The sequence below is a fragment of the Allobosea sp. Root483D1 genome (assembly GCF_001429505.1).
GTDB lineage: Bacteria > Pseudomonadota > Alphaproteobacteria > Rhizobiales > Beijerinckiaceae > Allobosea.
Map to the genome: position 1 here is coordinate 546,522 of NZ_LMJW01000018.1, position 17,487 is coordinate 564,008.

The 17,487-nt window shown below is 66.4% G+C and carries 16 protein-coding genes; 11 read left to right on the forward strand and 5 right to left on the reverse strand.

Going from position 1 to position 17,487, the window contains the following annotated elements; all coding sequences use genetic code 11:
• Positions 1-150: 150 nt before the first annotated feature.
• Together ASE66_RS17940 and ASE66_RS17945 are read left to right on the forward strand one after the other, a co-directional pair.
• Positions 151-1,383 (forward strand): urate hydroxylase PuuD, encoded by a 1,233-nt coding sequence (locus ASE66_RS17940; protein WP_057191038.1) that lies wholly within the window; start codon positions 151-153, stop codon positions 1,381-1,383.
• Between the two features lie 181 nt (positions 1,384-1,564).
• Complete coding sequence (locus tag ASE66_RS17945; protein ID WP_244494969.1) at positions 1,565-4,036, forward strand: YfhO family protein; 2,472 nt, start codon at positions 1,565-1,567, stop codon at positions 4,034-4,036.
• Positions 4,037-4,149: 113 nt separating this feature from the next.
• On the opposite strand, the gene ASE66_RS17950 is transcribed toward ASE66_RS17945, so the two are convergent.
• Positions 4,150-5,220: an NAD(P)/FAD-dependent oxidoreductase gene (locus ASE66_RS17950; RefSeq protein WP_057191040.1), complete on the reverse strand. Its 1,071-nt coding sequence runs from the start codon at positions 5,218-5,220 to the stop codon at positions 4,150-4,152.
• A gap of 126 nt (positions 5,221-5,346) precedes the next feature.
• Entirely contained in the window at positions 5,347-5,781 is a 435-nt protein-coding gene (locus ASE66_RS17955) for a GlcG/HbpS family heme-binding protein (protein WP_057191041.1), read from the reverse strand.
• A gap of 266 nt (positions 5,782-6,047) precedes the next feature.
• On the opposite strand from ASE66_RS17955, the gene lysM reads away from it, so the two are divergent.
• The 9 genes from lysM to ASE66_RS18000 all read left to right on the forward strand — a co-directional run bounded on the left by lysM (position 6,048) and on the right by ASE66_RS18000 (position 15,159).
• Complete coding sequence (gene lysM, locus ASE66_RS17960; protein WP_057191042.1) at positions 6,048-6,491, forward strand: peptidoglycan-binding protein LysM; 444 nt, start codon at positions 6,048-6,050, stop codon at positions 6,489-6,491.
• A gap of 336 nt (positions 6,492-6,827) precedes the next feature.
• Positions 6,828-7,880 (forward strand): TRAP transporter substrate-binding protein, encoded by a 1,053-nt coding sequence (locus ASE66_RS17965; RefSeq protein WP_057191043.1) that lies wholly within the window; start codon positions 6,828-6,830, stop codon positions 7,878-7,880.
• 20 nt (positions 7,881-7,900) lie between these two features.
• Positions 7,901-8,392, forward strand: a complete 492-nt coding sequence (locus ASE66_RS17970) for a TRAP transporter small permease (protein ID WP_057191044.1) — start codon at positions 7,901-7,903, stop codon at positions 8,390-8,392.
• Positions 8,389-9,708 (forward strand): TRAP transporter large permease, encoded by a 1,320-nt coding sequence (locus ASE66_RS17975; protein WP_057191045.1) that lies wholly within the window; start codon positions 8,389-8,391, stop codon positions 9,706-9,708. Before ASE66_RS17970 ends, ASE66_RS17975 begins: the two co-directional genes overlap by 4 nt.
• Positions 9,709-9,729: 21 nt before the next feature.
• Positions 9,730-10,044: a rhodanese-like domain-containing protein gene (locus ASE66_RS17980; protein WP_057191046.1), complete on the forward strand. Its 315-nt coding sequence runs from the start codon at positions 9,730-9,732 to the stop codon at positions 10,042-10,044.
• A gap of 89 nt (positions 10,045-10,133) precedes the next feature.
• Positions 10,134-11,087, forward strand: coding sequence for a YiiG family protein (locus ASE66_RS17985; protein WP_057191047.1), 954 nt, complete (start codon positions 10,134-10,136; stop codon positions 11,085-11,087).
• A gap of 118 nt (positions 11,088-11,205) precedes the next feature.
• Positions 11,206-13,515 (forward strand): xanthine dehydrogenase family protein molybdopterin-binding subunit, encoded by a 2,310-nt coding sequence (locus ASE66_RS17990; RefSeq protein ID WP_057191048.1) that lies wholly within the window; start codon positions 11,206-11,208, stop codon positions 13,513-13,515.
• Between the two features lie 132 nt (positions 13,516-13,647).
• Entirely contained in the window at positions 13,648-14,079 is a 432-nt protein-coding gene (locus tag ASE66_RS17995) for a c-type cytochrome (protein WP_057191049.1), read from the forward strand.
• 144 nt (positions 14,080-14,223) lie between these two features.
• Complete coding sequence (locus tag ASE66_RS18000) at positions 14,224-15,159, forward strand: cytochrome c (RefSeq protein WP_057191050.1); 936 nt, start codon at positions 14,224-14,226, stop codon at positions 15,157-15,159.
• Positions 15,160-15,193: 34 nt separating this feature from the next.
• Here the strand turns inward: ASE66_RS18000 and ASE66_RS18005 are convergent, their stop codons facing one another.
• The 3 genes from ASE66_RS18005 to ASE66_RS18015 all read right to left on the reverse strand — a co-directional run bounded on the left by ASE66_RS18005 (position 15,194) and on the right by ASE66_RS18015 (position 17,448).
• Positions 15,194-15,814, reverse strand: coding sequence for a helix-turn-helix domain-containing protein (locus ASE66_RS18005; RefSeq protein ID WP_057191051.1), 621 nt, complete (start codon positions 15,812-15,814; stop codon positions 15,194-15,196).
• Positions 15,815-15,932: 118 nt separating this feature from the next.
• Complete coding sequence (locus ASE66_RS18010; RefSeq protein WP_057191052.1) at positions 15,933-16,862, reverse strand: DMT family transporter; 930 nt, start codon at positions 16,860-16,862, stop codon at positions 15,933-15,935.
• A 133-nt stretch (positions 16,863-16,995) separates the two neighbouring features.
• On the reverse strand, positions 16,996-17,448 hold the full coding sequence (locus tag ASE66_RS18015) for a GNAT family N-acetyltransferase (protein ID WP_057191053.1): 453 nt from the start codon (positions 17,446-17,448) through the stop codon (positions 16,996-16,998).
• Between the last annotated feature and the right edge of the window lie 39 nt (positions 17,449-17,487).

The window sequence follows — 17,487 nt, forward strand, 5'->3', positions numbered from 1 at the left end:
GAAGCCGCGTCGTGCGGCGGGAATGACGCTTGCCTTCCAAGGCTGCGAACCTAGTCTGGACCGCGATGCAAGTTCCCTCCCGGATTCCGCCCTGTCAATTCGTTCGCACGCGGTCCCGCCGGGAGCCCGGCCGTGTTTGAGGCATATCTGATGGAGTGGGGCAGCCAGCTTCTGCGCTGGCTGCACGTAATCGCGGCGATCGCCTGGATCGGCTCGTCCTTCTTCTTCATCCATCTCGACGCTTCGCTGCGGGCCGCGCCCGATGCGCCCCGGACCGAAGCCGGCCAGCCGACGCAGTTCCTCGCCTGGCAGGTCCATGGCGGCGGTTTCTACGCGATGCGCAAATACCTGGTCGCGCCGGAGGTGCTGCCGAAGGAGCTGACCTGGCACAAATGGCAGGCCTACTGGACCTGGATCTCCGGCTTCTTCCTGCTGGTCTGGGTCTATTACGCCCAGTCCGAGCTCTACCTGATCGATCCTGCGGTGATGGCGCTCTCGCCTTTTGCGGCGGGCGCGATCGGGATCGCGGCGCTGGCCGGCGGCTGGCTGTTTTATGACCTGCTCTGCAGGTCTCCGCTGGGCAAGAACGATGTCGTGCTCGGCCTGCTCGGCTTCGGCTATGTGGTCGCGGCGAGCTGGGCCTTCGCGTCCGTCTTTTCGGGGCGCGGCGCGCTGATCCATACCGGCGCGCTGATGGCGACGATCATGTCGGCCAATGTCTTCTTCGTGATCATGCCGGGCCAGCGCAAGACCATCGCTGCGATGGTCGCCGGCGAGGTGCCCGATCCGAAATACGGCAAGCAGGCCAAGCAGCGCTCGCTGCACAACAATTACATCACCCTGCCGGTGCTGTTCCTGATGCTGGCGAACCACTACCCGGTGACCTATGCCAACTCGGTGGTGATCCCGGCGCTGGTCGCGCTGATCATCGTCGCCGGCGCACTGATCCGGCATTTCTACAATGTCCGCCATGCCGACCATGCCAAGTCGCCCTGGTGGACCTGGGCGGTGGCGGCTTTGGCGCTCTGGCTCGCCTTCTGGGTGGCGATGGCGTCCTCGCCCGGCGGGCGCGAGCGGCTCGGGCTGAAACCGCTCGAAGCGGCGAAGCCGGTGATGCTCGCCGGCCTCGTGCCGCCTTCGCCGGAGGTGGCCAACATCGTCACCGGGCGCTGCGCCATGTGCCATGCGCCGGAGCCGTCCTGGCCGGGCATCGGGATCGCACCCAAGGGCGTCTATCTGCACGAGCCCGAGCTGATCGCCCGCCAGCGCCGCGCCATCGGCGTACAGGCGGTGCTGACCCACGCCATGCCGCCGAACAATCTCTCGGGCATGACCGCGGACGAGCGGCGCGTGCTTGCCGCCTGGGTGGCGCAGAAGCGCTGAACCGTGCCGCCAGCAGCGGCAAGTTGACGCTGCCGAGGCCAAGCTGAACCGCTGATCCCCGCCGTTCAGTTTCATTCAGTTTCGGTTCACCTCGGAACCATCATCGTCGACCGTGATCACATCGGCGTGATCGGCGCGCGATCATGTGTGGCCGAGTACGCCGGGGGCCTTGGGGGTCCAGTTGAAAGCCTTGTGGAGATCGGGCTCCAGCTACTGGCTGGCGGCCGCGCTGTTCTGTTGCGCCTGGGTGGCGCTGTGCTGGCCCTGGCTGTCGGGGGCGGTGACGATTCCGTTCGACGCCAAGGCGCATTTCCAGGCGCAGATTCAGTTCCTGGCGCAGGCGCTGCATTCCGGGCAGTCGCCGTTCTGGACGCATAACGTCTTCGCCGGCTCGCCCCAGGTCGCCGATCCGCAATCGCTGATCTTCTCGCCCGCCATCCTGCTGGCGCTGTTCAACCCTTCGCCGAGCTTCCGCGCGGTCGATGCCTATGTGCTGGCCCATCTGCTGGTCGGTGGGCTCGCGATGCTGATGTTCTTCCGCGACCGCAACTGGCATCCCGCGGGCGCGCTCTTGGCGGCGCTGGTCTTCGCCTTCGGCGCCTCGGCGGCCTGGCGCGTCCAGCATGTCGGGCAGATCGCCAGCTTCGCCTTCTTCGGTCTCGCCTTCTGGCTGACGGCGCGGATGCTGCAGCGCGCCTCGCTGCGCTATGGGCTGCTCGCCGGCTTTGCAGCCGGCATGATGGTGCTCGAGCCCGACCAGGTGGCGCTGCTCGGCGCCTATATCCTGATCGGCATGGTCGTGGCTTACTGGCTCTCGGAGGGCTGGGTGGGGGTCCGCGAGAGCATCGCGCCGATTGCCGCGGCCTGCTTTGCCGGCATCGTCACCATCGCGGTGCCCCTGCTCTGGACCTGGCTCTTCGCCGAGGCGACGACGCGGCCGGCGATCGATCTCGTCGAAGCCGGCAGGGGCTCGCTGCACCCGGCTTCGCTGCTGACCGCCTTCGTCGGCGATCTGTTCGGCGTGCGCGATCCGGCGACCGAGTTCTGGGGCCCCTACAGCCCGGAATGGAACGCCAAGGAGCTCTTCCTCTCGAAGAACATGGGGCAGGTCTATGTCGGGGCGCTGCCCTTCCTGCTGCTGATCGTGCCGGGGCTGACGCGCGGCTGGCTCTGGGACAAGGCGATCCGGCCCTTCACCATCCTGTTCGTGCTGATGGTGCTGTTCGCGCTCGGCCGCTACACGCCCTTCTTCCACCTGGCCTATGACTATCTGCCGGGCGTCAAGGTGTTCCGGCGGCCAGCCGACGCGACCTTCCTGATCGGGGGCTTGGGCGCCGTGCTCTCGGGCTATCTGCTGCACCGCATCCTCAGCGAGGAGAAGCCGGGCGCGACCCTGCGCGATCTTGGCATCGGCGCTGGTGCGATCGCGCTGCTCATTGGCCTCGCTCTGCTGGTGGCGCGCCAGGCCGGGCATCTCGGCCAGGCCTGGCTGCCGAGCGCGACCGCCGCGGCGTGGTTCGCGAGCGCACTTCTGCTTCTCGTCGTGCTGACGCGCTGGCGCGGCGCTGCTGCTCCGCTTGCCGCGAGCCTGATCGTCACCGGCGTCGTCGCCGCCGACCTTGCCGCCAATAACGGCCCGAACGAGGCCACGGCGCTGGCGCCCGAGATCTATGACGTGCTGCGGCCGGAGACCAAGAACGAGACCGTCGCCGTGCTCAAGAAACTCACCGCGCAGCCGCCGGATTCAGCCCGGCGCGACCGGGTCGAGCTGCTCGGCATGGGTTTCGAATGGCCCAATGCCGGCATGATCCACGGCTTTGATCACACGCTGGGCTACAACCCGCTGCGGCTCGCTGATTTCTCGGATGCGGTCGGCACGCGCGATTCGATCGCGGCGCCGGGCGAGCGCGTGTTCACGCCGCTGTTCCCGTCCTATCGCTGCCGCCTCGCCGACTTCCTCGGCCTGCGCTACATCGCGACGCGGGTGCCGATCGGCCAGGTCGATGGCGCTCTGCGCGCCGGTGATCTCAAGCTCATCGCCTATACCAAGGACGGCTACATCTACGAGAACCCGCGGGCGCTGCCGCGTGTCATGTTCGTCGGTGGCTGGCAGCTCGCCGATTTCGAGGGGATGAAGTCAGCCGGCAAATGGCCCGAGATCGATCCGCAGCGCGTCGTCCTGCTCGACCAGGAGCCGGAGCCCGGCGTGCCGGACGGGCCGGTCGCGACCAATGCCGAGGTCAAGCTGAAGCGCTATCGCAACACGGTGGTCGAGATCGAGGTCACGAGCGCCCAGCCCGGCTTCGTCGTGCTGAACGATATTTGGCATCCCTGGTGGAAGGCTGAGGTCGACGGGCAGGAGGTCGATATCCTCAAGGCCAACGTCCTCTTCCGCGCTGTGCAGGTCCCCGCCGGCACGCACAAGGTCCGCTTCAGCTTCCACCCGCTCGAGGGCGCGATCGCCGAATTGCGCGATCGCGTAACGCCGCCGGAGGAAGAGGGCGTGGTTGCGGAGGCGCCGACGCATAGCGGCCCATCCGGCTCGCTGGCAACGCGGCTCCAGCCGGTTCTGCCCGAGCCGGTTGCGCGCCCGGCGCGCGATCTGGCCGCGCATGACATGCAGACATCGTCGGTCATGTCGGTGGTGCGGTAGGGACAGGCGTCATGCTCGGGCTTGACCCGAGCATCTCAGGACGAGAAAGGCGCTTTATCCTGCATGAGATTCTCGGGTCTGCGCTTCGCTTCGCCCGAGAATGACGTGCAGCCTCAAGCCACGCCGAGCTTCTTCTGCAAGGCGCTCGACGAGGTCGTGTACTGGAAGGTCAGCCGCTTCTCCGGATAGACGTAGCGGTGGACCTTCTGGGCGGCGAGCGCCGCCTCGTGGAAGCCGGACAGGATCAGCTTCAGCTTGCCCGGATAGGTGTTGATGTCGCCGACGGCGAAGATGCCGGGCACGTTGGTCTCGAATTTCTCGGTGTCGGCCGGGATCAGGTTCTCGTGCAAGTTCAGGCCCCAATCGGCGATCGGCCCGAGCTTCATGGTCAGCCCGAAGAAGGGCAGCATCGTATTGCAGGCGATCTCGAACTCGGCGCCGGCATTGTCGCGACAGATCGCGCCCTGAAGATCGTTGCCTTCGCCCTTGAGGCCCATCACCTGCCCGAGCCGGAGGTCCATGGCGCCGGAGGCGACGAGGGCGCGCATCTGCTCGACCGAATGCGGGGCGGCGCGGAAATCGTCGCGCCGGTGCATCAGCGTCACCCGCTTGGCGATCGGCTGCAGGCTCAGCGTCCAGTCGAGCGCCGAATCGCCGCCGCCGACGATCAGGATCTCGCGGTCGCGGAAGAGCTCCATCTTGCGCACGGCATAATGGACGCCGCCGCCGTCATTGCGGCCCTCATAGGCGTCGATGCCGGGAATCGGCGGCTTCTTCGGCAGGAACGAGCCGCCGCCGGCAGCGATCAGTACCGCCTTGGCCTCGAACACCGTGCCGGCGTCGGTGCGCAGGCGGAAGCGCGGCGCCTCGGGCGTGCCCAGTACCTCGACCTGCTCGATCATCTGGTTGAGATGGAAGGTCGCGCCGAAGGGCTTGATCTGCTCCATCAGATTGTCGACCAGCCCCTGGCCGGTGACGAGCGGGAAGCCGGGAATGTCGTAGATAGGCTTCTCGGGATAGAGCTCGGCGCATTGGCCGCCGACCTTGGGCAGGATGTCGACGAGATGGGCCTTGATGTCGAGCAAGCCGAGCTCGAACACGGCGAACAGGCCGCAAGGGCCGGCGCCGATGATCAGCACGTCGGTCTGGACGGTTTCGCCCTCGATGGCGGCGGCGATGTTCATGGTCGCAGTTCCTGAGACGGCTTCAAGGGCCGCCGGTCACGCACCCGTTGCCGGAAATCCGCCGGCCTTGCAATGCGACATGGCGCAAGGCCGGGCAGGCAGGGCCGCATGTGACGATAGCAGAATTCAGCCGCCGGTTTCGGCAACCAGCCCTGCCGCGGCGATGCCGGCAAGCGCTGCCGCCTCGTCATTGTCGGAGGTGTCGCCGGAAATTCCGACGACGCCGATGAGGTCGCCTTCGGCATTGCGGATCAGTGCTCCGCCGGGAACAGGCACCACCGGCCCGCCGACGGAGAGCGCGACGCCGTTGATGAAGTGCGGGCGCTCCAGCGCCATCTTGTTGAGGGTGCGCGGGCCGACACCGAGCGCGATCGCGCCATTGGCCTTGCCGAGCGCGATCTCGCCGCGCTTCAGGCTCGTGCCGTCCTGGGCGAGGAAGAATTTCTGCGCGCCGCGCGCGTCCAGCACCGCGATGGCGAGCGGCTTCAGGGCGTTGTCGCGCGCATATTTCAGAGCGCCGTCGATGATCAGGCTGGCCTGTTCGAGGGAAAGAGCGGTCATGGCTGGCCTTTCGCGGTGTCGATGACGGGCGTTCTTTGGTTCGGCTCCGTTCTGCCAGTGCCGACAGCGCGAGGGAAGGGCGGCGACGCGGTTTCGTCTTGCAGTTGTCGTTCCGAATGGGCTTGATGGGTTGCCCGTCCGGGAACGTGTTCCGCAAGGTGACGCCACTTTTGCGACCAGAACATGCTCCAAGGCTGTCGGGTTGCGTGAAGTCCTAGCGTTCGACCGATCCTGGTCGAACGGAAGGCGCGCCAGGAGAGCATGCTATGGGTCTGTTCAGTTTCATCAAGGAAGCCGGCGCCAAGATCTTCGGGTCGAGCTCGGCCAATGCGGCGACGGCAGATCAGTTGCAGAAGGAACTGGCCGGCCACGGCCTGCCATCCGACGTCAAGATCGACGTCACGGGCGACAAGGTGAAGGTCTCCGGCAAGGCGCTGAGCACCGAGGAGGCCGAGAAGATCATCCTGGCGATCGGCAACACCGCCGGTGTCGGCTCGGTCGAATCGGAGCTGATCGTCAACAAGGAGGCGGCCGCCGCCGTGTTCTACACGGTGAAGAAGGGCGACACGCTCTGGAAGATCGCCGAGGAGAACTACGGCAAGGGCAAGGGCGCCAAGTACACCGAGATCGTCAAGGCGAACACGCCGCCGGTGAAGGATCCCGACCTGATCCAGCCGGGCTGGGTGCTGCGCATTCCGCCGCTGGCCTGATCACGCTCGAGTCGGATCTGATCGGGTTGAATCAACCCGATCAGTGAATCCGTCTCGCGCTTGTAGTCTGGAGACCGTTTTTGCCGGCGAGCTTGCAGTGCAAGCTCGCCGGAACGGGCTCTAGCGAGAGCTGCCCGTCGGGCAAGTTCCTGCGGGCTTGCGAATTAGTTACGAATGAAACTATAAGGCCGGAAGGCGTGAGACTTCCGGCCAGTTTGCATCGGGGCCGGTTTGATCCATCTTGCGTCTTCGCGAGACGGGCCAGCCGGCCTTTTGCTGGCAAGGCCCGCGGCAGGGTGAACGCAACAACGCAGAATTCCCGGGGAGGGGACCCAAATGAGCTTTGATCGCCGCAAGTTCCTGACGCTCGCCGGCTCGGCCGTGGCCGCTCCGGCGGTGCTGCGCGCCAGCCGTGCCAATGCGCAGGAAGTGACGCTGCGCATGCATCACTTCCTGCCGCCGGTGGCGAACGGGCATTCCAAGTTCCTGAAGCCCTGGGCCGACAAGGTCGGAGCCGAATCGAACGGCCGGATCAAGATCGACATCTTCCCGTCGATGCAGCTCGGCGGCACCCCGCCGCAGCTCTACGATCAGGCCCGCGACGGCGTCGTCGACATCGTCTGGACGCTGCCCGGCAACACGCCCGGCCGCTTCACCGGCATCGAGGCGTTCGAACTGCCCTTCGTGCCGAACAAGCGGGCGCTGGTGAACTCGCTGGCGCTGACCGACTATGCCAGCGAGCACCTCAAGGACGAGTTCAAGGATATCCATCCGATCTGCTTCTGGGCGCATGATCACGGGCTGATCCATGCCAACAAGCCGGTGAAGACGATGGAGGACCTGAAGGGTCTGAAGCTGCGCTTCCCGACCCGGCTCGCCGGCGAGGCGCTGCGTGCGCTCGGTGCCAACGCCATCGGCATGCCGATCCCGCAGGTGCCGGAATCGCTGGCGCAGCGCGTCATCGACGGCTGCGTCGTGCCCTGGGAGGTCGTGCCTTCGATCAAGGTGCAGGAACTGGTCAAGAACCACACCGAGATCCCGGGCTCGCCGACCTTCTACGTCGCAACGTTCGTGCTCGCGATGAACAAGGCCAAGTATGAGGGCCTCGCGCCCGACCTGAAGGCGATCATCGACAAGAATTCGGGCGCCGCGGCCGCCGCCATGGCCGGCAAGGTCTGGGACGAGCAGGCCGTCGTCGTTTCCGAGATGGTCAAGAAGCGCGGCAACAACATCATCACGCTCGAGCAGGCGGAGGCGGACCGCTGGCATAAGACGACCGCGCCGGTGATCGAGGGCTGGCTCAAGACCGCCAAGGACAAGGGTCTCGACGGCGAGAAGCTGCTTGCCGCCGCCCGCGCCGCGCTGACCAAGCACCAGAACGCCGCCTGACCGCCGCGATGACCGGGGACATGGGGGAAAGGCCGCCATCGCGCATCGACGCGGTGGCGGAGACGGTCGCGCTCATCGGCGGGGCACTGCTGATCGCGGTCGCGACCATGGTCGTGGTCAGCGTGACCTTGCGCAGCGATCTCGTCGGCGCGGCCGGCGTGCCCGGCGATTTCGAGTTGGTGCAGATGGCGACCGCGGTCGCCGCCTTCTGCTTCCTGCCGCTCTGCCAGCTGAAGCGCGGCAACATCTTCGTCGACACCTTCACGCTGAAGCTGCCGCAGCGCTGGTGTGACGGCATCGATGCGCTCTGGGACGTGGTCTACGGGCTTGCCATGGCGCTGATCGCCTGGCGGCTCGGCGTCGGCGCGCGCTCGGCGCTCGCCAGCGGCGAGAACACCATGGTGCTGCAGCTGCCGAGCTATCTGCCGATCGCGCTCTGCGCGGTGCTTGCCGGCTTCGTCGCGCTCGCCGCATTCGTCAGCGCCAGCCGCCTCATCAGGCAGCCCCGATGAGCGGTTTTTCCCTCGCGATCACCGGCTTTGCCGTCATGCTGGCGCTGATGGCGCTGCGCCTGCCGATCGGGCTCGCCATGCTGGTGGTCGGCAGCGCCGGCTATATCCAGCTCAACGGGCTCGAGCCCTTCCTCAACTACATCCGCACCACGCCCTACCAGATTTTCGCCAACTACACGCTCTCGGTGATCCCGCTCTTCGTGCTGATGGGCGCCTTCGCCGAGCGCTCGGGGCTGGCGGGCGACCTGTTCAAGGCGGCCTCGGCCTTTGTCGGCCATCGTCGCGGCGGCCTCGGCATGGCGATGATCGGGGCCTGCACCGGCTTCGGCGCGATCTGCGGCTCCTCGGTCGCGACCACCGCGACCTTTGCCCGCGCGGCGCTGCCGCAATTGCGCAGCTACCGCTATGATCCAGGCTTCGCCTGCGGCGTCACCGCGGTCGGCGGCACGCTCGGCATCCTGATCCCGCCCTCGGTGATCCTCGTCGTCTATGCGATCTCGACCGAGCAGAACATCGCCAAGCTGTTCCAGGCGGCGCTGATCCCCGGCCTGATGGCGGCGACGTTCTATTGCATTACCATCTGGATCATGTCGCGGCTCGACGGCACGCTCGCGCCCGCCCATGAGCGCACACCCTGGCGGGAGCGCTGGCCGCTGCTGCTCGGCGTCATCCCGGCGCTCGCGGTCGCGGTGATCGTGGTCGGCGGCATCTATGGCGGCGTCTTTACCCCGACGGAGGGCGCGTCCGTCGGCGCCTTCATCATGCTGGCGATCGGCCTGTTCCGGCGCACGCTCAACTTCGAAGGGGTCAAGCAGGCGATCCTGCAGACGGCCGAGACCTCGGCGATGATCTTCGCGATCCTGCTCGGGGCGGAGGTGTTCAACGCCTTCCTGGCGCTGACGCAGGTGCCGACCGCCGCGGCCGAGATGATCGCGGCTTCGGGCTGGGCGCCCTACACGGTGCTGGTCGGCCTCTTGCTGTTCTACATCGTGCTAGGCGGCGTCATGGACGAGCTCGCCATGATCCTGCTGACGCTGCCGGTGTTCTTTCCGATCGTGACGGCGCTCGATTTCGGCATGCCGACCGACGACATCGCGATCTGGTTCGGCATCCTCGTGCTGATCGTGGTCGGCATCGGCATGACCTGCCCGCCGATCGGGCTGAACGTCTTCGTCGTCGCCTCGCTGGCGCGCGACGTGCCGGTGACGCGGATCTATCGCGGCGTCCTGCCCTTCGTCGGTGCCGATGTGATCAGGCTCGGCATCTGCGTGGCATTTCCGGCCTTGAGCCTCTATCTGGTGAAGCTCCTGAACTGAGCGACATCCGAGAGTGACAGCATGATCGTACACGACCTCGACATCGACGCCGTCAAGGCGGGGCTCGCCGACGGCTCGATCCTCATCGTCGATGTGCGCGAGCCGCACGAGTTCGCCGCCGGCCATATCCCCGGCTCGCTGTCGCGGCCGTTGTCGCAGTTCGACCCGGCCGACCTGCCGAACGAACCCGGCAAGCGCGTCGTGCTCTCCTGCGCTGCCGGCGTGCGCTCGCTGCGGGCGCTGGAGTTCGCGCAGGCCGCCGGGCTCGACATCGACAGCCACTATCTCGGTGGCTTCAAGGATTGGGCCATGCGCGGGGAACCCATAGACCGCTGACGCATCGTGTTCCGGTTGCGGTTGGCAATGCCAGCGCCGATAACGGGGCGCGGCCTCAAACCCGGCCGTGGTCGACCAAAGGTGTCCTGATGAAGGCCTCCCGCCTGCTGAGCCTCTCCCTCGCAGCCCTGCTTTCCACTGCCTGCGCAGCCCCGCTCGCCTTCGCGCAGGCTGCCCCGCAGAGCGGAGCCAAGCGGCCGGCGCAGGACCCCGAGCTTCAGGCGGCGATCGCCAAGTCGAATGCCTATACCTCGCTCTCCAACCGGACGATCCGGGCGATCGAATCCTGGGATCGCTACAAAAGCTGGGTCGACATGAAGAAGGGGCCGACCGGCAAGGAGCGCTACATCTCCTACGGTCTCTACAGCCTCTATGACGTGAAGGACGAGATCGCCAAGGCCGAGGCGGCGGCGGGGCAGCCGCCGGCGCAGCCGGAACTCGACGGCGCGGTGAAGCGCTATATCGCTGCCTATCAGGAACTCGCGCCGCTGATCACCCGGGCCGAGCGCTATTACGAGCGCAAGGACTATCGCGACGACAACGCCGCCGAAGGCCGCGAGCTGCACGCCAAGATGGTGCCGGCGGCGGAGGCCTTCATGCGCGAGCGGACTGCTTTCAGCGTCCAGCTCAACGGCTACAAGAAGGGCATCGACACCCGCGAGCTTGCGGCGATCGAGGCGAGCGAGGGCCGCCTTGCCCGCTGGCAGCTGCGCAACATCATGATCAACGCGCGCGCCGTGATGGATGTGATGCCGAGCAATGAGAGCCCGATCGTCGACCTCGTCGCCTTCGACACGGCGCTGGCCGGCTATTCAGGGGCGATCAAGGAGATGGACCGCTTCAAGGACAGCAATCCGTCCGGCGTGCCGATGATCGATTCCTCGGCGAGCACCTGGCTCGGCTCGCTGCGCGACTTCCGCGAGAAGCTCGGCAAGTCGAAGGGCGACGTCCGCAAGGGCGCGGCCAACGATGCCAACCGGATCGTCTCCAGCTACAACATGATGGTGAGCATGTCCGACAGTGCCGCGCGCATGATCCGCTGAATTCAAGACCCGGCAGGTTGCGCCTAGCGCATCCCGGTCCCAGCGCGCGGACCGGGGTGACGTCGCGGCTATCCTGCGCCAGTCTTTCTCATTCGAATGATCCGAAGGAAGTTTGCCGATGCGTCCGATGAAGTTCGGGATGGGCCAGCCGGTGCGGCGGGTCGAGGATCAGCGTCTGACCACCGGCACGGGCCGCTATACCGACGACACCGCGGTCGAGGGCGCCCTGCACGCCTATGTGCTGCGCTCGCCGCACGCGCATGCAAGGTTCAGGATCATCGACAAGCAGACGGCGAGGACGCGCAAGGGCGTCAAGCTGATCCTGACCGGCGAGGACGTCGCCCATCTTGGCGACATCCCTTGCAAGGGACTGATCAAGGACATTTCCGGCGAGGATGTGAAGCCGAATCCGGTGCCGGTGCTGCCGGTGGACACGGTACGCCATGTCGGCGAAGCCATCGCCTTCATCGTTGCCGAGACGCTCGACCAGGCGCGCGATGCGGCCGAGGCGATCGAGATCGAGTTCGAGACGCTGCCCTCGATCACCGGTATCGCCGAGGCGCTCGAAGCCAAGGCGCCGCAGGTCTGGCCGGATCGCGCCGGCAACGTCGCCTTCGAGGCGGAGCAGGGCAACGCCAAGAAGACCGAAGAGGCCTTCGCCAAGGCCGACCGGACGGTCTCGGTCACCATCGTCAACAACCGTCTCGCCTCCAACTATATGGAGACGCGGGCCTGCATCGCCGAATACGACAAGGCGACCAAGCGTTGGACGCTGACGCTCGGCAGCCAGGGCAGCCATGGCACCCGCGAGATCCTGGCCGACTACATCCTCAAGGTCGATCAGTCCCGCATCCGGGTGATCACGCCCGACGTCGGCGGCGGCTTCGGCACCAAGATCTTCATGTACCGCGAATACCCGCTGACCATGGTCGCCGCCGAGACGCTGAAGCGGCCGGTGCGTTGGGTCGCCGATCGCACCGAGCATTTCCTCGCCGACACCCATGGCCGCGCCAACCTCAGCACCGCGACGATGGCGCTCGACAAGCGCGGCAAGTTCATCGGCCTCAAGGTCGACCTCGCCGCCGATATGGGCGCTTATCTCTCGCAATATGGGCCCTTCATCCCCTGGGTCGGCACGACGATGACGCCGGGCTGCTACAGCATCCCGGCGGTGCATGTCCGCTTCCGCGGCGTCTTCACCAACACCACGCCGGTCGATGCCTATCGCGGCGCCGGGCGGCCCGAGGCGGCCTATCTGATCGAGCGGCTGGTCGATGCGATCGCACGCGAGACCGGCAAGACGCCGGATGCGGTGCGGGCGCAGAACTTCGTCAAGCCGAGCGAGATGCCGCACAGGACGCAGACCGGCCCGGTCTACGATTCCGGCGAGTTCGAGGGTCATATGCGCCGCGCCATGGAGGTGGCGGACTGGACGGGCTTCAAGAGCCGCCTGAAAACCTCGCAGAAGGCCGGCAAGATCCGCGGTATCGGGCTCGCCTGCTATATCGAGGCCTGCGGCGGTGGCGGGCCGGAGAGTTCGACCGTGATCCTGGAGAAGGACGGCACCGTCACCGTGCTGATCGGCACCCAGTCGAACGGGCAGGGCCACGAGACCGCCTATTCGCAACTCGTCTCGCAGCATCTCGATATCCCGATGGACCGCATCAAGGTCATCCAGGGCGATACCGACAAGGTCGCGACCGGCTCCGGCACGGGCGGCTCTCGCTCCATCCCCGTCGGCGGCGCGGCCCTCAACGCGGCGACCGGCATCCTTGCCGACAACCTGAAGAGCCTTGCCTCGGATGCGCTCGAAGCCGCCCCGGGGGACCTCGAGATCGTCGACGGGGCCGTTCGCATCGTCGGCACCGACAAGAAGCTCGACCTCAAGGCGATCGCCAACCTGCCCGGCGCCAAGGCCGAGCAGCTCAGCGTCCATCAGAGCTGGACGCCGCCGGAGGCGACCTATCCGAACGGCACCCATGTGGTTGAACTGGAAGTTGATCCTGCGACCGGGGGGACCGAGATCCAGACCTATGTCGTGGTCGATGATTTCGGCGTGACGCTGAACCCGATCATGCTGCAGGGTCAGGTCCATGGCGGGGCAGCGCAGGGCATCGGCCAGGCGCTGATGGAGGAGATCCGCTTTGACACATCCGGCCAGATGCTGACCGCGACCTTCATGGACTACGCCCTGCCGCGCGCGATCGACATCCCGAACTTCCATTTCGAGACGCGCAACGTGCCCTGCGTCACCAACGCCCTCGGGGTGAAGGGTGCGGGCGAGGCCGGCGCGATCGGCGCCTGTCCGGCGGTGATGAACGCCATGGTCGATGCGCTGAACCGCGCCGCCGGGATCACGGCGATCGACATGCCGGCGACTCCGGGCAAGGTGTTCGCGACGCTGAAGGCGGCGGGATATCGGCTTTGACGCAAGGAGGCGCTTGCTTCCTTGCAAGGAGTTTCACGACAATGCGACTTGGCGCTGTCGTGCGCCTGCGTTGATCTGGAAGAGTTCAAAACAGCGCCGGTTCCGGCGCTGCCTTCCGGAGGATTCCCACGCATGCTTCGCTCTGCTTTCGTCGCCCTCGGTCTCGCCGTCGGTGTCTCCGCCGTCCTGGCCCAGGCCAACCCGATCGCCGAACGGCGCGACACGATGAAGGGCGTCGGCGCTGCGACACGGGACGGCGCGGCTATCGCCAAGGGCGAGGCGCCGTTCGATGCGGCGAAGGTGCAGGCGATCTTCAAGACCTATGGCGATGCCGCCAAGAAGATGCCGGGCCTCTATCCCGACACCGCCAAGACCGGCGGCGAGACGACGGCAGGCCCGAAGATCTGGGAAGATCAGGCCGGCTTCAAAGCCGCCTTCGCCAAGTTCGAGGCCGATGCCGGCAAGGGCGCGGCCGTGACCGATCTCGCCGGCTTCCGCACGGCTTTCGGCGACGCCACCAAGAATTGCGGTGGCTGCCACGAGACCTATCGCATCAAGAAGTGATGGCGGCCTGACGCTTCCCGATTTGACCTGATCTAAGGAGCGGGCTTCTTTGCAGAGGCCCGCTCCTTTCGTGTCGGCGGCATCCGGAGCGAACCGTGTCGCGATACGAGCGTTATTCGCCTGGGACAACTCGATGAGGAACCGATGCGCCGCCTGCTGATCACGCTTCTGGTCTTCATCGCGCTCGGCATTGCCGGCTTCTTCGTCCTCACAGACCCGCGGGTGGTCTCGCCGGGCCCCGCAGTCGGCACGCTGCCGGCGCCCGACATCGAGAACGGCAAGCTGCTGTTCGCGGCCGGTGGCTGCGCCTCCTGCCATGCGACGCCGGGACAGGACGACAAGACCAGGCTCGGCGGTGGCCTCGTGCTGGACTCGCCCTTCGGCAGGTTCCACGTACCGAACATCTCGCCGCATACGCGCGACGGCATCGGCAACTGGGGCACGGCCGATTTCATCCAGGCGATGACCGCCGGCGTTTCGCCAACGGGCCAGCACTATTATCCGGCCTTCCCCTACACCTCATACCGGCTGATGCCGGCGAAGGCCGTCGCCGATCTCCTCGCCTATATCCGGACGTTGCCATCGGTTGAAGGCAAGGCGCCCGGCCATGAGCTCGGCTTCCCCTTCAATATCCGCCGCCTGGTCGGCGGCTGGAAGCTGCTGTTCTTCGACGGGGCGCCGTTCAAGGCCGATCCCGGCAAGAGCGAGGAATGGAATCGCGGCGCCTATCTGGTGAACGGGCCGGGCCATTGCGCCGAATGCCATTCCAGCCGCAACCAGTTCGGCGCCATCGTCCAGGCGACGCGCTTTGCCGGCGGGCCCGACCCCGAGGGCAAGGGCTGGGTGCCGAACATCACCCAGGCTGAGGATGGGCTCGGCAAATGGTCGAAGTCCGAGATCGCCGAATTGCTCAAGGCCGGCTTCACGCCGAGCTTCGACAGCGTCGGCGGTTCGATGGCGGCGGTGGTGCGCAACATCGCGCAGTTGCCGGATGCCGACCGGCTGGCGATGGCCGAATATCTGAAGTCGCTGCCGGCAGTGCAGGGGCCACCGCGGCCGCAGAAGGCGGCGGGTGGCTAAGGGGGTGACGGTGGGCAGCTTTACGAAGCGGCCCTCAGTCCATCACCGCCGCCTTGAGGATGCAGACCATCAGGGCCGTGCCCGGCTGGCCGCTGACGCAGCGGACGACGTGCTGGCGGTCGCAGCGATAGCGCAGTGTCTCGCCGGCCTTGGCGCGCTGGGTGATGCCGCCGACCTCGACCTCGAACTCGCCGGCGCTGACCGAGAGCGATTCGATCGAGCCCCGCTGATGGCCTTCCGAATCGAGCTCGCCGCCGGGCTCGGCGCTGACCTCGTACCATTGCAGCCATTCGACGGTCTTGATCCAGCCGATGATCGCGAGGCGCAGCTTGCCGTCCTCCGAGACCAGGATCGGCGTGTCCGGCCGGGCGATCTTCTCGATGAAGGCCTCTTCCTCATTGGTCGAGAGCACGCGCTCGATCGAGACGTCGAGCGCCTGCGACAGCCGCCAGATCGTCGCCAGCGTCGGATTGGTCTCGTTGCGCTCGATCTGGCTGATGATCGACTTGGCGACGCCCGACTGCTCGGCCAGTTCCGAGAGCGACAGGTTATACGCCTTGCGCAGCCGCTGGATCGTCTTGCCGAGCTGGCCCGAAATCACCTGCGCGCCGGATGCGAGCTCGCGGCCGCCACGTTCTTTGGTTTCGATGCCCATTACGCTCTTGCCTGCGGTCGTCTCTAGCCCGGCTAGATTGTGCCGTTTGGGATAGAGAACGATTGTTTGTCTTAGCGGACAATGCCTTGGATCACTCCAAGCGGCAAGTCGAGCGGCTTCAGACCGAACGGGACGGGCCGACCTCGCGGGTTTCCTTCTTGAGGAGACCGAGCTGCTGCTCGCGCAGGATGACGTAGATGCCCGAGGCGATCACGATCAGCGAGCCCAGGAGAACGGCCATCACCGGCCATTCGCCGAAGACGAACCAGCCGAGCGCCGTCGCCCAGATCATCGTCGAGTATTCGAAGGGCGCGATCAGCGAGGCGTCGCCATAGCGATAGGCCTGGACCAGCAGCATCTGGCCGAGACCGCCGAGCACGCCGATGGTGACGAGCAGGATGAAGTCCTTCAAATCGGGCACCGTCCAGCCGAGCGCCAGCGTCAGCAGGCCGAGCAGCGAAGTCAGCGACATGAAGTAGAAGACGATGGCGCCGGTCTTCTCGGTGTGGGTCAGGAGCCGGACCTCGACCGAGGCGAAGGCGGAGCAGAAGGCGCCGGCGAGCGCGAGCAGGGCGCCGATGGCGGGGCCGCCGGACAGGCCGTGCCCGAAGGCCTGGGCGCCCATATGCGGCGAGAGCATCAGCAGCACGCCGACGAAGCCGACGGCGACCGCGGTCCAGCGATAGACGCGGACCCGTTCCTTCAGGATCAGCGCCGCCAGCACGACGACGATCAATGGCGCGGCATAGCCGATCGCGACCGCGTCCGAGAGCGGCAGCAGGTGCAAAGCGGCGAAGCCGAGGAACATGCCGGTCGAGCCGATGACACCGCGCTTGAGATGGCCGCGCAGATTGCTGGTCTTGAGCGCCTCGGGAAATTCATGCCGCCAGGCCAGCCAGATCATCAGCGGGATCAGCGCGAAGAACGAGCGGAAGAAGACGAGCTCGCCGGTCGGATAGCGCGAGGCCAACGTCTTGATGCCGGCCGACATCAGCGTGAACGACAGGGCCGAAAGCAACTTGAGGCTGATGCCGAGGAGCGGTGACAAGGGAAAAGGTCGGGCACGAGGAATGGAAGTCTTGTGCAAGACTTCCATTCCTTAGACCACGAGCGTGGAGCCGTTCCAAGCACCGATCTTGCAAATCGGACCGGCGCGATGCGGGACGCCATGGCTAGCGCGGTCAGGCGAGGCGGTATTCGAGGATCTCGTCGCCGCGATCGTCGAAGCTGCCGGTCGAGGTCCAACCCAGATGCCGGTAGAAGCCATAGGAGCGCACGGCCGGATCGGATGAGCAGCTCAGGAACAGCCTGGTGAGGCCGAACTCCCTGAATTCTGTGACAACCAGGCCCAGCAGGGTCTTCCCGACGCCCTGTCCTTCATGCTCGGGCAGCAGCGCCAGCACGGCGATCTCGCCGGTTTCGCGCTCGCCGAAGCAGTAGCCGACGATCTCATCGGCCTCGATCGCGACATGGCCTGGCAGGCTGCCATCGGCGATGGCGGCCTGCCAGCTTTCGAGCGTGACACCCGCTTCCGCGAGGCGCTCGACCGAGAAGGCGTTCTCCCGTGTCCTGCCGCGCAGGACGACACAGGCGGGCGTATCCTCGGGGACGGCGCGTCGATAGGCGATGGTCATCGGTCTCGGTTTGGTTCTGGAGGAGAGAACCGAGGCGCA